Origin of the sequence: Enterococcus sp. AZ163, from assembly GCF_050498925.1 — a bacterium.
Lineage (GTDB): Bacteria > Bacillota > Bacilli > Lactobacillales > Enterococcaceae > Enterococcus_A > Enterococcus_A ferrettii.
On sequence record NZ_JBIPAO010000002.1, the window covers coordinates 619724 to 635455 of the forward strand.

14 protein-coding genes are annotated in these 15732 nt (G+C 38.7%); 1 reads left to right on the forward strand and 13 read right to left on the reverse strand.

Going from position 1 to position 15732, the window contains the following annotated elements; translation table 11 throughout:
* Positions 1–18: 18 nt before the first annotated feature.
* From IGI46_RS21370 to IGI46_RS21420, 11 genes are all read right to left on the reverse strand, one after another.
* Complete coding sequence (locus IGI46_RS21370; protein ID WP_429966089.1) at positions 19–471, reverse strand: MarR family winged helix-turn-helix transcriptional regulator; 453 nt, start codon at positions 469–471, stop codon at positions 19–21.
* 195 nt (positions 472–666) lie between these two features.
* Entirely contained in the window at positions 667–1056 is a 390-nt protein-coding gene (locus IGI46_RS21375) for a hypothetical protein (RefSeq protein WP_429969602.1), read from the reverse strand.
* Positions 1037–2728, reverse strand: coding sequence for an arginine--tRNA ligase (gene argS, locus IGI46_RS21380; protein ID WP_429974215.1), 1692 nt, complete (start codon positions 2726–2728; stop codon positions 1037–1039). The genes IGI46_RS21375 and argS overlap by 20 nt, the downstream gene beginning before the upstream one ends.
* A gap of 363 nt (positions 2729–3091) precedes the next feature.
* Positions 3092–3553, reverse strand: a complete 462-nt coding sequence (locus IGI46_RS21385) for an arginine repressor (protein ID WP_207701889.1) — start codon at positions 3551–3553, stop codon at positions 3092–3094.
* Positions 3554–3620: 67 nt separating this feature from the next.
* The gene (locus IGI46_RS21390; protein WP_207701890.1) at positions 3621–5075 is read right to left on the reverse strand and encodes a YfcC family protein; all 1455 of its coding nucleotides are present in this window, start codon (positions 5073–5075) and stop codon (positions 3621–3623) included.
* A 90-nt stretch (positions 5076–5165) separates the two neighbouring features.
* Positions 5166–5852: a Crp/Fnr family transcriptional regulator gene (locus IGI46_RS21395; RefSeq protein ID WP_207701891.1), complete on the reverse strand. Its 687-nt coding sequence runs from the start codon at positions 5850–5852 to the stop codon at positions 5166–5168.
* Between the two features lie 36 nt (positions 5853–5888).
* Positions 5889–6827, reverse strand: coding sequence for a carbamate kinase (gene arcC, locus IGI46_RS21400; RefSeq protein WP_429965824.1), 939 nt, complete (start codon positions 6825–6827; stop codon positions 5889–5891).
* Between the two features lie 22 nt (positions 6828–6849).
* Positions 6850–7869, reverse strand: coding sequence for an ornithine carbamoyltransferase (argF, locus tag IGI46_RS21405; RefSeq protein WP_429965823.1), 1020 nt, complete (start codon positions 7867–7869; stop codon positions 6850–6852).
* Between the two features lie 18 nt (positions 7870–7887).
* Entirely contained in the window at positions 7888–9111 is a 1224-nt protein-coding gene (gene arcA, locus IGI46_RS21410; RefSeq protein ID WP_429965822.1) for an arginine deiminase, read from the reverse strand.
* Between the two features lie 708 nt (positions 9112–9819).
* The gene (locus tag IGI46_RS21415) at positions 9820–12261 is read right to left on the reverse strand and encodes a glycyl radical protein (RefSeq protein WP_429965821.1); all 2442 of its coding nucleotides are present in this window, start codon (positions 12259–12261) and stop codon (positions 9820–9822) included.
* A gap of 132 nt (positions 12262–12393) precedes the next feature.
* Positions 12394–13137: a DeoR/GlpR family DNA-binding transcription regulator gene (locus IGI46_RS21420; RefSeq protein WP_207701896.1), complete on the reverse strand. Its 744-nt coding sequence runs from the start codon at positions 13135–13137 to the stop codon at positions 12394–12396.
* A 151-nt stretch (positions 13138–13288) separates the two neighbouring features.
* Between IGI46_RS21420 and IGI46_RS21425 the strand changes: the two genes are divergently transcribed.
* Positions 13289–14065 carry a glycyl-radical enzyme activating protein gene (locus IGI46_RS21425; protein WP_429965820.1) on the forward strand — a complete coding sequence of 259 codons (777 nt, stop codon included), beginning with the start codon at positions 13289–13291 and terminating at the stop codon, positions 14063–14065.
* 171 nt (positions 14066–14236) lie between these two features.
* Here IGI46_RS21425 and IGI46_RS21430 read toward each other — a convergent pair whose 3' ends face one another.
* Complete coding sequence (locus IGI46_RS21430; RefSeq protein ID WP_429965819.1) at positions 14237–14935, reverse strand: M23 family metallopeptidase; 699 nt, start codon at positions 14933–14935, stop codon at positions 14237–14239.
* 70 nt (positions 14936–15005) lie between these two features.
* A complete protein-coding gene (locus IGI46_RS21435) occupies positions 15006–15635 on the reverse strand; it encodes a TetR/AcrR family transcriptional regulator (protein ID WP_429965818.1) in 630 nt (209 codons plus the stop codon).
* Between the last annotated feature and the right edge of the window lie 97 nt (positions 15636–15732).

Consider the following 15732-nt stretch of genomic DNA (forward strand, 5'->3'; position numbering starts at 1 on the left):
GCTCTGTTTTTTGATGTTCTAGTAGATTCGTTGGTTGCCTTTTTCAACATGATACCAATCATCTTCAATATTAATTCTTACCCGTTCTAAATAATCTTTCAGCTGCTGCGCTTCCGCTTCTGTAAAGCCATCCAACGCCACTCGATTCGAATACTCATTTTCACGAGCAATAAAGGGATGGACCTCTTCTCCTTTTGCAGTTGGATAGATTTTCTTCGTCCGGTTATTTTTTTTATCCACTGTTTGCGTGATTAAGCCGATTTTTTCCAGCTTTTTTAATGCCTTAACGGTCGTCGCTTTATCCACCTTGATCATATCTGCCAATTCTACTGGCGTAATTCCAGGATGCTCACATATTCTGACAATATAAAGATATTGACCTCTGATCAAATCAACTTCTTTAAACTCAATATTACTAATCGAATCTAACGCTCGTGCAATCATACCAATTTCTCTAAGAATTTCAACCATTTTCCCCATCTCACTTTCTCAAGTCTCAAAAAAATTATATCTATTATTTAGCGGCTTTGCAATAAACCTTGAGACTAAGGTATTTGCTTTTAATTTTATTACTTACTCCTCTTCGTTTATCCTAAAAATTAAGATAGATAAAAATGGATGAATGGCTCGTCTTAGCAGTATTACCAACCGAAGCTTATTCACATTCTATGTGCTGTTGTCTTTTTTCTCAAAACGTTCAGACCATTCTTCACGAATTAAGTCAAACTTGAGTTGAATTAATTGCTTCTCTTTTTCAGCATTAAAGGCCTGAAGCAGAAGAAACAACAGAAGAATTTTGCAGAGGTTCTCTAATCCATTTAAACCAGAAAAGAGAAAATTAATTGTTGTTGTGATCAGAACGAATACATTCAAAGTGAAGAGCAGCGGTACGCTAATCTGCAAAACTTTTAGTGAAAATGGCTTCCGCGCGAAAGGAATTCGTATTTTGTTGAACTCTTCTTTGAAGGTTTGATTGATTTCTTCACACTCAGCTTTTAACAACTCACACATATAGACATCTGCTTTATGCTTCCCCTTACATTTGGCTTGGCGCATGAACACCTAACAATCGCAGACTTTCCTTCAGAATGGTGGCAGCTGCAAAAACAAGCGCCAGTCTTGATTCACGATATGGATCAGCTGCCAATATCTTAGTGTGAGCGTAATAACGATTAAAAGCTTGTGCTAGTCTGATTGAATGTTTAGCCAGTACAGAGGGTTCGTATTGTTCCGCAGCTTGCAGAACAATTTCCGGATAAGACTGGATTAATTTGATCATTTCCCAGCTATCCTCATCAGCTAATGCATAGTTAGCAGCAGAATCAATAGAGAACTGGGCCTTTCTCAATAGAGTCATTGCTCGAGCATAGGTGTATTGAACGTAAGGTCCTGTCTCACCTTCAAAACGTACCACTTCCTCCAACTCAAAGTCGAAGGTATTTAAGCGGTCATTTTTTAGATCGTGGAAGATGACTGCTCCTACACCAACCTGATGAGCAACTTCTTCTTTATTGGGAAGATCAGGATTTTTCTCATTAATTTGAGCTAAAGCTGCTGCCGTTGCTTCATTTAAAACCTCCTCTAGCAAAACGATTTTTCCCTTACGAGTTGATAATTTTTTTCCACCTTGAGTTATCAGACCAAATGCAATATGCACCATATCATCCGACCATTCGAAACCCAGCTCTTTTAAAACAGCCTTTAATTGTTTAAAATGAATACTTTGTTCGTTTCCGACAACATATAGGGATTTTGCAAAATGATAATTCCGTTTTCGATACAAGGCTGCTGCCAGATCACGCGTGATATAGAGAGTCGCACCATCGGATTTTCGGATCATTGCCGGATTTAAATCATAGGTACTCAAATCAACGATCTCAGCCCCTTTGTCTTCCTTCAGAAGATTTTTTTCTTCCAATAAAGTAATCACTTCGTCCATCTTATCGTTATAAAAAGCTTCACCATTCGTAGAATCGAAAGTAACTTCCAGCATGTCATAAATCTTATCGAATTCGGTCAAAGAGGCGCTGCGAAACCATTCCCAAAGGTTAATTGCTGCAGGGTCGTCTTCTTCTAAGCGTTTGAACCAAGCTCGGGCTTCATCTTCCAATCGAGAGTCGTTTTCTGCCTCTTCATGAAATCTTACATACAAACGCAATAATTCATTGATCGGTTCTTGCCTAACTTTTTCTTCTGTTCCCCACTCTCGGTAAGCAACAATTAATTTTCCAAATTGAGTACCCCAATCACCTAAATGATTGATTCGAATCGAGCAATACCCGATTTTTTCCATAATCAAGCTGATCGAGTTGCCGATCACTGTTGAACGCAAATGCCCCATGGAGATTGGCTTAGCTATGTTTGGAGAAGACATATCGACCGTGACATTTTCTTTATTTCCCACTTGGCTATCTCCAAAATGACTGCCTTCTTTTAATACTTGACTCAATACGTTGCTGGAAACCATTTGCTTATCCATATAAAAATTCACGTAGGAGCCTACTGCGTTGACTTTTTCAAAGGGGCCCTCATCAATTGCCTGCACAAGTTCTTCAGCAATTTTTTGCGGCGCTTTTCGATAGAGTTTTGCCAGTGAAAAAACTGGAAAAGCGACATCCCCATGACTGGTAAACTTAGGGGTTTCTAATAAGTTTAAGATATCTTCTTTTGTCAGCTGCTCTTGGGTAATTTGGAAGATGGCTGCGGCAATAAGTTCTTTATTATTCATGGCATTCCCTCCAATATATTATGTTTACACTTTTTGGACTGCCCTAGAAACTCCTATTCATTGAGAAAGGTTGTTCGATCAAAGATGACCTACTAGGCTTCATCCACGATTAATTTTTTACCGCCATTGGGATATTGCGAATAGCAAACCTTAGCTGACAGTTCATTCGGAAATTCCCGATAGCGGTAAATGATGCTGAGCGGATTTGTTAATTGACCACTTTTACTGAGAAGTCCTAAAGCTTTTCAGCACTCAATGATTTTTTTGTTATAGGTTTAAAGCAGTTCTTTCTTCACCAATCAATGGTCATAGTCAGTTGAGATATGTTGAGCGTTGTTCCTACCAATCTGGAAATCCTATTACTTATATTTCAACACACTTATTCAACTCACCAATCAATTGTTTGGCACTTTCCTCTGCGCGGGTCACTATAATCAACGTGTCATATCCCGCTACCGTTGCTGCAACTTGTTCAAAATCAATTTCGTCCATGTAGTTGGCAATAACATCGGCACCATGGGGTAATGTGTGAATAATAACCAGGAAGTTGACTTGTTCGATAACAGTAGAATAATCATTGATACTTTTTCGGAATTTTGTATAAAAATCCTGTTCACTTTGCTCCGAAGCAATTAAGGTAAATTTTTTCTTCCCTTCCTTGGTGTATGATCTTACGATGTTTAACTCTCTAAGATCACGAGAAATAGTTGCTTGAGTCAAACTAATATCCTCAGCTTTTAAATAATTCAGCAATTCGTCCTGTGTTTCAATTTCGTTTTCAATAATAATTTGTTTTATGATTTTATGACGTTCTGCTTTTCTCATAGTATCCTCCAGTATCGATAGTCATTTTTTACTCTAGAGACTAGTACTAGTCTCTAGAGCTTATTTTTTATACTAATAGCATCGAAGCAATCAAAATAATCAAATTACTGATTCCAATCACAATCAACGGTTTCCTCATAAATTTTGTCCAAGTTGAATAATTGATTTTAGAAAGCTCCAAACCACCCATTACTACTCCCGATGTCGGCGTAATCAAGTTGACGAGTCCGCATCCAGCAGTAAAGATCATTACCATGACGTTAGGGTTCAAACCCACATTTTGCGCAAGCGCTCCCATAACTGGAATTGAAACATACGCTAATCCGGAGGTAGATGGGATTAAGAAGGATAAGAACAAATACAAAATGTACGCACCAATTACAAATAAAATTGGAGAGAACCCTTGTAAAAGTCCCGCTGATTTGTCTAAAATAAATAAATCTAAATGAGTAACCTGCATAATGACAGAGGCGCCACGAGCGACCACAATAATTAAGACAACCGATAAAATATCTTTTACTCCATCGATAAAGGTGTCGATGATCTCTTTTTCTGAGAAACCATGAATCAGTGCAATCACTAAACTAGCTAAAAAGAACCACATAGCCAGATCACCGAAGTACCAGTCTCCAAAATTTTGTCCTGTTAAGAATGACGTCCAGCCATTAAAAAAAGTGATACCAAAAGATCCCCATGGAATCAGAGAAACCACCATCACAACAAAAGAAATCATAAACACAATCAGGATCATTTTACGTTTGCGGGTAAACTCAATATTGGCGGATCCCGAATTTTCAAAAGCAGTTTTCATGTCTTGCTGCTCTTGCAGGGAAAGAATTGTTGAGCCTTTATCAGCCTTGACCTTTTTCGCATAACTCATCACGCAAAAAATGCAATAGATTGTCGTTACTGCCCACAGCAATAAACCAATCATCATGATTGTTCCCGCGTTAGGCTGAATACCCACACTTCGCAAGGCATCCATAGCAACGCCAGTAGCAAAGGGGTTAACCGTTGATCCAATCACTCCTGCTCCAGCACCCAGCATCACTGTCCCGGTGGAAACAATCGTATCAAAACCAGAAGCAACCATGGTGACTGCTAGTAGAGAATAGAAGGGAATGGTTTCTTCCGCCATTCCATAAGTTGATCCCCCGATTGAAAAGAGAACCATTAATACGGGAATAAGAACCAGCTCGTTCCCCTTTAGTTTCTTCACAACATGCTGAATTCCTGCCTCTAAGGCACCCGTTCCAGTAACAATATTTAAAAATCCGCCTAGAAAAAGGATAAAGACACAAATATCTATTGCATCTCTAAAGCCATTGAAGGGCGACATTACTAAATCTGAAATTTTTGCACCTACTACTTGGCTAACCTCTTCAGTTCCGCCTGCTGGAATTGTTGGCGTGAATGTTTGTCCTGAGAAGAGCCAAGAAATCACCGTTAAGAGAATAATGATGATGAACAGAATGCTAAAAGATGAGATTGATTTTTTTTCTTTCTTATTTTTTTTACTCATTTTGCTCACTGTAATACAAAAGAGCTCCAGAGGAAAACATAGTACGCTCTTTTAGAGCTCCCTCATATTTTTCCTTTCTGTCGAGTCAGTTTATTTTCTTGAAATGAAATAGTCTGTATCAAGGAATTTTAATTCCTTGTACTGATAATCAATTTTTTTTTGCTTTACCAACGCTTTAATTGTTTGGCTGGCTGTTTCTCTGGTTGTACCGCTATATCTCGAAATATCATTAATCATGATTGGATAAGGAATGACATAATTACCCTCTTGCTCTTCTGCTAAATCCTCCATTAAAATCGATAAGGTATTCTCCACTCGCTCAGTCGCCTTCGAGATAACGGAATATTGGATTCGTCGAATTTGTTTCTCAATCAAATGATTCAAGTTCGAATTGAATAATCTCAGTTGATCATTATTCGATTTAACGATCCTTTCGAAAACCGCCGTTGACAGATAAAAAACTTGAATATCGGTCATGGCAATAGCAGAGAAGTGATAGTTTTGGGCTTCAAACATGCCTAACAATGGAAATGGGCGTTTTTCATTTAAGAATTCAAGAAAATTGTAGCAGGCAGTCTGATCCACTCGCTCAATTCGAATCAGGCCTTTATCTAAAATGAATATTCGGTCCCGTTTGTCATCTGTGTCGAACAAAACTTGTCCCTTTTTGTAAAATCGATAGTACATGTTTCGTTCCATCATTTCGCGGACTTCTTGATCCAAAGCCGAGAAATATGGATGATTATCTATTGCTGTAGACACAGAATTTTTTTCCATAACTATCACTCCAAAACCTATTTTTATCGACTGTTTTTACGAAATTACGGTGGTTCCAACAGTCCCTTTATCAATATCCCCTAACATTTCCAAGGAAGTAATAATCGCTTTGCATTTCGGCTTAGCTTTTACATATTGAATAGCTGCTTCAACCTTCGGCAGCATACTGCCGGGAGCAAAGTGCTGCTCTTCAATATATTGTTCTAATTCAGAAACAGTCACTTGATCCAGCCACTGCTCATCTTCTTTGCCAAAATTTAAGGCAATTTTTTCAACACCAGTCAAGATAACCAACAGATCTGCATCTAATAATTCCGCTAATTTTTCAGAAGCAAAATCTTTATCAATCACTGCTTCGACTCCTTGACCAGAATGCTGTTCGACAGGAATTCCACCCCCGCCGGCACAAATCGTCAACACATTGTTATTTACCAATGTATTTATGCTATACTTTTCTTTGATGGATATTGGTTTGGGACTAGGAACGACCTTACGCCAGCCTCGGCCAGCATCCTCTTTGTAAACAGCCCCCGTTGCTTGTTCCAGAGCTTGGGCCTGTTCATGCGTCAGGAATGGACCAATTGGTTTGCTTGGATTTTTGAATGCCTCATCGTTGCCATCGACAATTACTTGAGTAATTATCGTTGCAACTTCTTGTTTCAGATTGGCATTTTGAATTTCTTTTTCAAGGGCATTTTGTAACCAAAAGCCAATGCTTCCTTGAGTCATAGCCACACAAGTATCTAACGGCATAGCCGGATTCTCTTTTGAATCAGCTGCCTGTTGCTGCAACAACAGATTGCCGACTTGAGGTCCATTCCCGTGTGAGATAATCACTTGCGTTTCAGCGTTAATCAGTTTAATCAAGTGCTGGGCTGTCTGTTCTAAAGCCTGCTGTTGAGCTTTCGCACTTGCATCGTTTGACAGAATTGCGTTTCCTCCTAAAGCTACCACGATCCGTTTCTTTTGCTGCACTACGGATTTCCTCCTCTCTCATTTACACTTTTGGAATAAATAAATTACCTAATGTTGCAGCCATAATCGCTTTGATTGAATGCATCCGATTTTCTGCTTCTTCAAATTGGCGGCCATATTTACTGCGGAATACTTCATCGGTGATTTCCATTTCATTGATCCCAAATTTTTCTTTGATCATTTCGCCGTATTGAGTTTTTGTATCATGGAAAGCCGGCAAACAATGCAAGACAATTAAATCGCCATCCATATTTCCAGTCGCTTTTACCATATCCATATTGATTTGATAATCTTTCAGCAAATTCACTCGTTCTTCAAACTTATCTTCTTCTCCCATTGATACCCACACATCTGTGTAAAGAACATTGGCACCCTTCACACCTTTTGCTACGTCATCAGTAATCATTAGCTGACTGCCAGATTCGGCTGCAAATTTGTTTGCGTAATCAACTACAGATTGTTCTGGTTGTAATTCCTTTGGTGCACAAATTCTTACATGAACACCTAAGATTGCTCCAGTTACCAGTAAACTATTTGCCATATTGTTGCGTCCATCACCAACATAGACTAAGGTAATATTTTCTAAGGTGTTGAAGTTTTCTTTGATGGTCATAAAATCAGCGATCATTTGAGTTGGATGCCACTCATCGGTCAACCCATTCCAAACTGGAACACCGGAATATTTAGCTAAGTCTTCAACAACTTGTTGACTGAATCCGCGGAATTCGATACCATCAAACATGCTGCCCAATACTTTTGCAGTGTCTTCAACCGATTCCTTTTTACCTAACTGAATGTCATTCGCCCCTAAAAATTCTGGGTGTGCACCTAAGTCAATTGATGCAGTAGTAAAAGCTGCCCGGGTACGAGTCGAAGTTTTTTCAAACAGCAACGCAATGTTTTTTCCTTCTAAATAATGATGGGGAATGTTGCGTTTCTTTAAATCCTTCAAATGAATTGAGAAATCAATTAAATATTCCAATTCTTCTCTCGTAAAATCCTTTTCCGCTAATAAGCTACGTCCTTGAAAAACTGATGTCATTTTTATTCCTCCTATAATTTAAATGTCTTCTCTAACAAACGGCATACTCATACAACGTGGGCCGCCTCGTCCACGAACTAATTCACTGCCTGGAATGTAGTTCAATTTCACGCCCGCTTCTTCTAATTTCTTATTGGTGATCGTGTTGCGATCGTACACTACCACTTCGCCAGGTGCGATTGCTAAAGTGTTGGAGCCGTCATTCCATTGTTCGCGAGCTGCTGCGGTAATATCATCGCCGCCGCAACGGATCAACTCAACTGCTGGCAGATCTAGGTAACGACATAAGATATTTTCTAGGGTATCCTTCTCTTCCACAATTTTGATTTGTCCATTTGGTTTCGACAGAGAGTAAACAACTAAATCACCTTCAATTTCAGGGTGAATCGTGAATTTATCGTAATCCACCATTGTAAACACCGTATCCAAGTGCATGAATTTACGTTCCTCACCAATGTTAAATGCCAAGACATGCTCAAAGCTTGGTTCACTTTCAAAAATTTGAAGGGCCAATTTTTCAATGGATGAAACATCGGTCCGTTGGGAAATTCCCACTGCCAAAACATTCTTCGAAAGAACCAGTTCATCGCCACCCTCAATACGAGTATCATTTTCTCGGTTGTATACCAGATTAACCGGATTTTCGATGAACATTGGATGATATTTAAAAATGTACTTCGCGTATAAGGTTTCTCTCCGCCTGGTTTCCGCATACATCTTATTCAGAGATACGCTATTTCCAATAGTTGCAAAAGGATCGCGAGTAAAATAAAGATTCGGCATTGGATCAATATAGAATGGATATTCATCCTGAACCATGTCAGAAAGATTCTTATTCACTCCCACCGAAAGCTGATTTTTTCTCAGTCCAGCCATTGTTTGGTCAATGAACTCCCGATTGTCCTTAATTGCGGAGAAATAACTTTCGATTTCCTTACGTGCATCCGAACCCTTAATATTTGCTTCATTCAAATACTCAGTAAGAAATTGTTGTTTAAGGCCATCACTAGTTAGTGCTTCCGCAGCCAAATCCTCTAAATATAATACATCGATCGCCTTTGATCTCAGTGTATCAGCAAAAGCGTCGTGCTCCTTTCTAGCTTGGTCTAGAAAAGGGATGTCATCAAACAATAAGCGCTCTAGATAATCAGGCATCAAATTTTCTAACTCTTTACCTGGTCTGTGAAGCAGTACTTGTTTCAATGGTCCGATTTCTGAAAAAACATTAATTGCATTTCCCATAAAACATTTCCTCCTTTGTAATATTGGTACAAGCACATACTAACAAAAGGTATGCGCTTTCACTACGCAGGTTTTGGCAAAATAAATGTCGGTTTCTTTGCATTATTCAAAAAGTATGTATATATTCAATTTTTCGAGAATAAATACTCCTTGTGTTATTTCAAAACCTAATATAAATACAGAAAAAAATTCAACTTTTTTTAAATGACATTTTGTCTCAACACTAATCACTGATCATTTCATCAATAGATTTGATTTGGCTCTTATATAAAGTGTAAATTAACTAGTCTTACGATACAAGTCTAGAAAATCTATTAAATGAGCCTTAAAATATAACAATTTATAGCCTCACTCGATTTATCAAATACTGATCTAATGTTCCACATTGTATATTTTTCATCCTATCAAGAACATAGAACTATTCCAAAAAAACAAAAAATAACGATCTTTTTGGATTATCAGAATAATCGCTTAGTGATTCTCGTTTTAATTAATTTGATATCGTTTTTTTATAAAACATTGCTTCGCTCTGACTAAAAAACTTGTACAAGCTTTCAACACTGAACATCTAGCTTGTACAAAGTCTGGCTTTTTCCTGTAAGGACAGTGCTCAATTTTGTTGGTTTCCTTTGATAATCTTCTCTTACTACAAAAAAACTGGCTTAACAGCTGGAAGCTGTTAAACCAGTTTTTATTGATTATTCAATTCTAGATAGCGTGTTCCGTCCGTTCAATAATATCATCCTGCGTTGCTTTCGACAGAACATTGAAGAAAGCCGAGTAGCCAGCGACCCGAACAATCAAGTCCCGGTGTTTTTCTGGATGCTTCTGGGCATCAATTAAGGTTTCGCGAGAGACGACATTGTACTGAATATGATAACCGTGCAGCTTGTTAAAGAAGGTCCGCAGCAGCATAATCAACTTTTGTTTGTCCTCTTCCTTAGCCAAAGTCTGAGGATTTACTTTCTGATTCAATAAGACGCCGCCGATAATTTCTTCGGTTCGCAATTTAGAGACTGATTTCAGTACTGCGGTTGGTCCGTTTTTATCCATATTATGGGAAGGTGAGCAGCCTTCTGCTAAAGGTACCCAAGCGTTTCGCCCGTCTGGTGTCGCCATAGTTGCTCGTCCTTGACCCACATTAGCTGAAATCGATGAGGTCCCTGAATAACGAGTACCACCAATAGGTCCTCGACCAAAACGAGTATTCGGATATTTTTTGACTTCATCAATGTAGCTGTCGTACGCTTGTCGCACCAGTTGATCAGGATAATCATCATCATTGCCGTATTTAGGAACATCAAAAAGAATCATTTGCTGGATTTCTTTACTGCGATCACTTTCGTAATCAGTCATTAATGCTTCCCATAGTTCCTCGGTTGTGACTTTCTCTTCTTCAAAAACCAGCTTCTTAATGGCAGCTAACGAATCAGCTAAATTGGCAATGCCTACTTGCAGACCAGAAATAAAGTCGTAAACTGCTCCGCCCTCTTTTAAGGTTTTGCCTCGACCGATACAATCCTCTGTTAAAGCAGAACATAGAATATCTGGAACTTCCTTTTCTAACCCAAGATCAATCGCATTTTCCACAATCACACTCATGCGAGTCAGTTCTCGCACTGTTTTATCCCAAGCAGTCTGTAATTCTTCAAAGGTTTGCATCTCTTTGAAGTGTCCATTCCCTTCTACAAAACGTTTACCAGAAACTGGATCAATGCCGTCATTCATGGCAGTCATCAGAATTTTAGGGAAATTCATGTAGCTCATTCCAGTACAGCGGTAGCCCCATTTACCGGGGACCGCTGTCTCGACACAGCCGATTGCACTATAATCATAGGCATCTTCTTCTGTGACTCCGATGTTAATAAAGGATGGAATGATAATTTCGTCATTATTAAACGCCGGCATCCCGAAACCAATCTTCATAACTTCAATAGCTTCATCCATAAAATGCTTATCTAGACCAGCATGATAGCGCACCGTCAAGTTTGGTTGCGGCAGCTTCGTTTGTGCCACACTTCGTAAAACCAGATAAGACAAATCATTGACAGCATCTTGTTTATCTCGTGTTTGACCACCGATCGTCACATTTTGGTAAATCGGACTACCCGCACTGCTGAAGGTGTGGGCCTGGCTGCGAACTTTATTCACGGTCAAGGTCTTAATCCACAGGTTGGTTAACAACTCAACTGCTTGATCTTCAGTTATGCTGCCTCTGTCTAAATCAGCCTTCAAATAGGGATACATGTATTGATCGAAACGGCCATAGGATAATGAGTGACCATTTGATTCAATTTGCAAAACTAGTTGAATAAACCACACTGATTGTATTGCTTCTTGGAAGGTTTCCGCCGGCTCGTTAGGTACCTTGGCACAAATTCGGCTGATTTCCAACAACTCGGCCTTTCTTTCGGGTGCTGCAGTCTCTGCTTGTTCCTTAGCCAGTTGAGAAAAACGCTCGGCAAATGTCTTCACCGCATCCAAGACCAGTAAGACCGCATTATAAAACTGATATTTGTTAATACTTTCTGGTTGGGTTAAATCTAAATTCTCTTTTTCTCTTAGAGTGCGTTCTTTGTAGCCCTTGAGTCCAACTTCCAGAACTTGTCTGTAGTCAACTGCTAAATGCGCATCTCCGGAGTTCATCTTGCCTTCCATTCCGAAAAATCCGGTTTCCATAAAGACAGAAACCTCTTCCGGTAGTAAGCAGCCAGCTTTGGCACGTAAATTATTGTTTTCCCAAAATGGCGCAATCGAGCGTAGCTCCTCTTTCGTTTGTTCTGAAATGTAAAAAACATCCCCATCACGTTTTTCAAACAGATCTAACTCGTTTAAAACAAATTCCATGGTATATTCTGGAAAAATCGGAGCATCCTTGTTGGAAGAGGCTTGATTACCTACAATCAATGTTTCATCTTCAATATAGATGGACATTTTTTCTAGAATGTTCTTTAGCATTAGAGCTCGCTTCATAACGTTGGTCTGATTCATGTTTTCCTTATAGGCTTCTGTTGCTAACAGAGCACGTTCAGCACAAATATAAGGCTTCTTAGTCAGTACAGACTCACGATAGTCGTTCATGCGATTGGTTAATGTTCCAAAATAAGGGTAGTTTTCAGCCGAGCTTTTTTCTTTTGTTTGAATACTCATTACGCTTCCTCCTTGTTTTCGTTCGTAAACATTATTGTTTCTTTCGTAACCATAATAGCATGGTAATAGAATACGCGTCAATTGCTATTCAGTCATTTAAAAATAAAAAAAATATTGCACAAATGTGCAATATCAGACAGTTATTACTTTGATATGGTGATTAATTAAAAAAGCTTGGTTCTCTGCACTGATTCCCGCATCGGTAAATACCTTGTTGACTTCATCAAAACCAAATTCGGATACTACACCATTCTGGGTAAATTTGCTGGAATCTGTTAAAACAATCGTATGATTTGCAGCGGTCGCCAGTGTCCTAGTAGTATCACAGCGAGTAATGTCACTGCCGGTAAAGCCGCGCTTTTTATCAAAGCCATCGATACCAACAAAAAGCTTATCAACGAAAAACTCACTAATTACCTTTTTAACCAATGGTCCTACATTTACCTGAGAATCTTTTTGATATTCACCACCAATAAGGATTACTTTAGCGGATTCAGCCTTGCGAATATAGGAAGCTATAAAACAAGAATTCGTAATAATAGTGATATCATTTCGATTGAAAGCCAATTCTTCTGCCAGCAACGTACAGGTAGAGCCTGACTCAATCATAATCACATCCCCATCGTTCACTATTTTACTTGCTTCTAAAGCAATCCTTCGCTTGAGATCATAATTCTGAGCCAAACGGAAATTGATATCGTCGGTATTATTTAGTAAAGCATAGCCATGCTGGCGGTGCAACAACCCCCTAGACTCCAGCTTATCTAAGTCTTTTCGAATAGTTACTTTAGAAACCTCCAATAGTTCTGAAAGTTCATTAACTTCGATTTTTTTCTTTTGACTAACAATCGAAAGTATCTCTTCTTCTCTAGACATTCAATCCCCCCTATTCTTTACCAGATTACCATATTTTCCAGCAGACAACAATCATTAAAGATAACCTATTCACTTTCATTCGAAACTAAAACTATTTACGTAAGGATTTTTATCTGTTAATATGAATTTGAATAAGAAAGGAGCCTTTGCCATGATGGACCAAGCATGTATTTTCAATATCCAAAAATTTAGTATTCACGATGGACCTGGAATTCGAACGGTGGTTTTTTTCAAAGGTTGCCCGCTCCGCTGTTACTGGTGTTCCAATCCCGAGTCTCAAGCTGGTGATCCAGAAAATATGTGGGACACTCAAAAGAAAGATTACGCCACTGTAGGGGAATACAAAAGCATGAATGAAATTATTGATGAGGTCATGAAGGATGAACCTTTTTACGAAGAATCCGATGGGGGCGTGACTCTTTCCGGCGGCGAAGTCCTCTATCAGGCAGAATTTGCGACCGAATTATTGCGGAAATTAAAGGAGAAAGGCATTCACACTGCCAGTGAAACAACTGGGTTTGCCAGACAGGAAGTTTTTGAAAAATATATTCAACAGGTGGATCTGTTGTACTTTGATGTAAAACACCATGATGAGCTGCAACATAAAAAGGGCACAAAAGTATCTTTAGCTCCAATTTTAAAAAATTTGGCATTTGCCTTGGAGCGTCATACCAATTTAATTGTTCGTATTCCCGTTATTCCTGATTTCAACGATGGCAGAGAAAATGCGGAGTCTTTTGCTCAGCTGTTTGATCAATTGGGCATTCAAAAAGTCGAGCTTTTACCTTTCCATCAATTTGGTGAAAAGAAATATGCATTTTTGGATCGAGAATATAAGATGCAGGATATTCCCCAGCTACACACTGAGGAGCTGGCTTACTTTAAAGAAATATTTGAACAACATCATATTGCTTGTCAAATTCATTGATAGCCTTAGGTGAAGTAAGATTTGAATCTGCTTCACCTTTTTGCTGCCTTAAATTATAAAAAAGAAATTGATGTATTTTTCTTGCATCTTTATTTGTAAATTAGTCATTTTAGTAAAAGTTTTATCGCTCGTTCTTTATTGTGTTGTCACTGATTAGAATCAAAAATTATTTTAATATAGAAATCTGATTCTGTCTTTATTGGTTGGAATTCCTTTGTCTACTTTTTTCCACTGCCCTTCCTGATACAGTTCATATCGCTCAAAAGCACAAGGTAATCCTTGGGCTTTGACAATATTGCTGCTGTCCATTAATTGAAAATGCAAATGAGGACCGAAGGAGTTGCCTGAATGCCCAACACGACCAATCAACTGACCCTTTTTGACTTGTTGGCCAGCTGCAACTTGTACCGAACCTGTCTGTAAATGGCACAAAGCGGCATAAACTTTTTCTACCCGCTTAATAATCACATAATTTCCAGCTACTGTTCGTGCATCGTCAATAACGGGATCAAAATGATTGGCATTTTTGTAAGCATTTATCAAATCAGTCCGTAAATTCGTGCGCTCTCGTTCGGGATAATGATCTTCTGCGAAAACAACTTCTCCATCAAAGGGGGCATAAATCTCTTGCCCCCAGCAATAGTAATCACTAATAGGTAATCCGGATACCAAATATTTTGGCAAGCTGCTGCGATAGGCTGGCCAGCCGCTGCGGTTCCAATCCACCTGAATAAAATCATACGCATAGCGTGTTCCCAATCGATCCGTCCCATGACTGGGTATCTTTGTACCAGGTGTATTTGGCGACTGCCATTCTCCCCGCAGAGGAAATTCAACAATTATCGGATCTTGTATTTCAGTGTTCTTCACGGAATACCCTCCTATCTTGAATTGACTAAGCAATACAATTATCAATATAACTAAAACAAGTGCTGCCTTTTTATTCATCTGCTGCTGCATAAACTAATTTCTTCAATTCTTTTAAATACTCATCCAGTGTAACAATGACCGCCTCTTCATCGAAATCTATACCATTGGATGACTTAATCTTCTCCACAATCTGGCTGGTAAAGCCTAAGTTGATCCACAAAATGAATTGCTTACACTTTTCATGATCTAGATCACTGCGAAATTTCGATTTATCAAGATTATCAAACAATTGCTGCTGACAAGTCTTTTGTTTCTCAACAGTCGCTAACCTTTGATTGATTTCAGCTGATTTTGTTTTTGCTGATAATTTGTCAAAATCAAGGATCCAAGGATAGCGTTTGATCAGCTGGAGCTGCAAAAGATATGACCAACGTAAGCGAACAAAGATATCTCCTTCTGAAAAATCCAGCATTTCAAAATACTCCTGCTCAAGCAAATCCGTGAAATAGTCATAAACTGCTAAAAAAAGATCCTGCTTGTTATTCACGTAATGAAACATCAGTGCTTTGGACATTTTAGCCTCTTTAGCAATTACATTGGTAGAAGAATGATCATAGCCTTTTAAGACAAACTCCTTCAAAGCCGCATTCAACAGCCTGTCCCGTCGTTCCTGTTCTAATTCCAATAATTTTTTATCCATTTATTGCTCCTTCCACCTAGCTGTTTACCTATTAGGTCAACACAATTATATCTTTGTTTACCTAATAGGTCAATATTTTTTATAGTACTAGAATTGT

Bases quoted from the DNA above. Each gene is read 5' to 3' on its own strand.
- IGI46_RS21370 (WP_429966089.1), bottom strand. From the start codon at position 471: ATGGTTGAAATTCTTAGAGAAATTGGTATGATTGCACGAGCGTTAGAT.
- IGI46_RS21375 (WP_429969602.1), bottom strand. From the start codon at position 1,056: ATGCGCCAAGCCAAATGTAAGGGGAAGCATAAAGCAGATGTCTATATG.
- argS (WP_429974215.1), bottom strand. From the start codon at position 2,728: ATGAATAATAAAGAACTTATTGCCGCAGCCATCTTCCAAATTACCCAA.
- IGI46_RS21385 (WP_207701889.1), bottom strand. From the start codon at position 3,553: ATGAGAAAAGCAGAACGTCATAAAATCATAAAACAAATTATTATTGAA.
- IGI46_RS21390 (WP_207701890.1), bottom strand. From the start codon at position 5,075: ATGAGTAAAAAAAATAAGAAAGAAAAAAAATCAATCTCATCTTTTAGC.
- IGI46_RS21395 (WP_207701891.1), bottom strand. From the start codon at position 5,852: ATGGAAAAAAATTCTGTGTCTACAGCAATAGATAATCATCCATATTTC.
- argF (WP_429965823.1), bottom strand. From the start codon at position 7,869: ATGACATCAGTTTTTCAAGGACGTAGCTTATTAGCGGAAAAGGATTTT.
- arcA (WP_429965822.1), bottom strand. From the start codon at position 9,111: ATGGGAAATGCAATTAATGTTTTTTCAGAAATCGGACCATTGAAACAA.
- IGI46_RS21415 (WP_429965821.1), bottom strand. From the start codon at position 12,261: ATGAGTATTCAAACAAAAGAAAAAAGCTCGGCTGAAAACTACCCTTAT.
- IGI46_RS21420 (WP_207701896.1), bottom strand. From the start codon at position 13,137: ATGTCTAGAGAAGAAGAGATACTTTCGATTGTTAGTCAAAAGAAAAAA.
- IGI46_RS21425 (WP_429965820.1), top strand. From the start codon at position 13,289: ATGATGGACCAAGCATGTATTTTCAATATCCAAAAATTTAGTATTCAC.
- IGI46_RS21435 (WP_429965818.1), bottom strand. From the start codon at position 15,635: ATGGATAAAAAATTATTGGAATTAGAACAGGAACGACGGGACAGGCTG.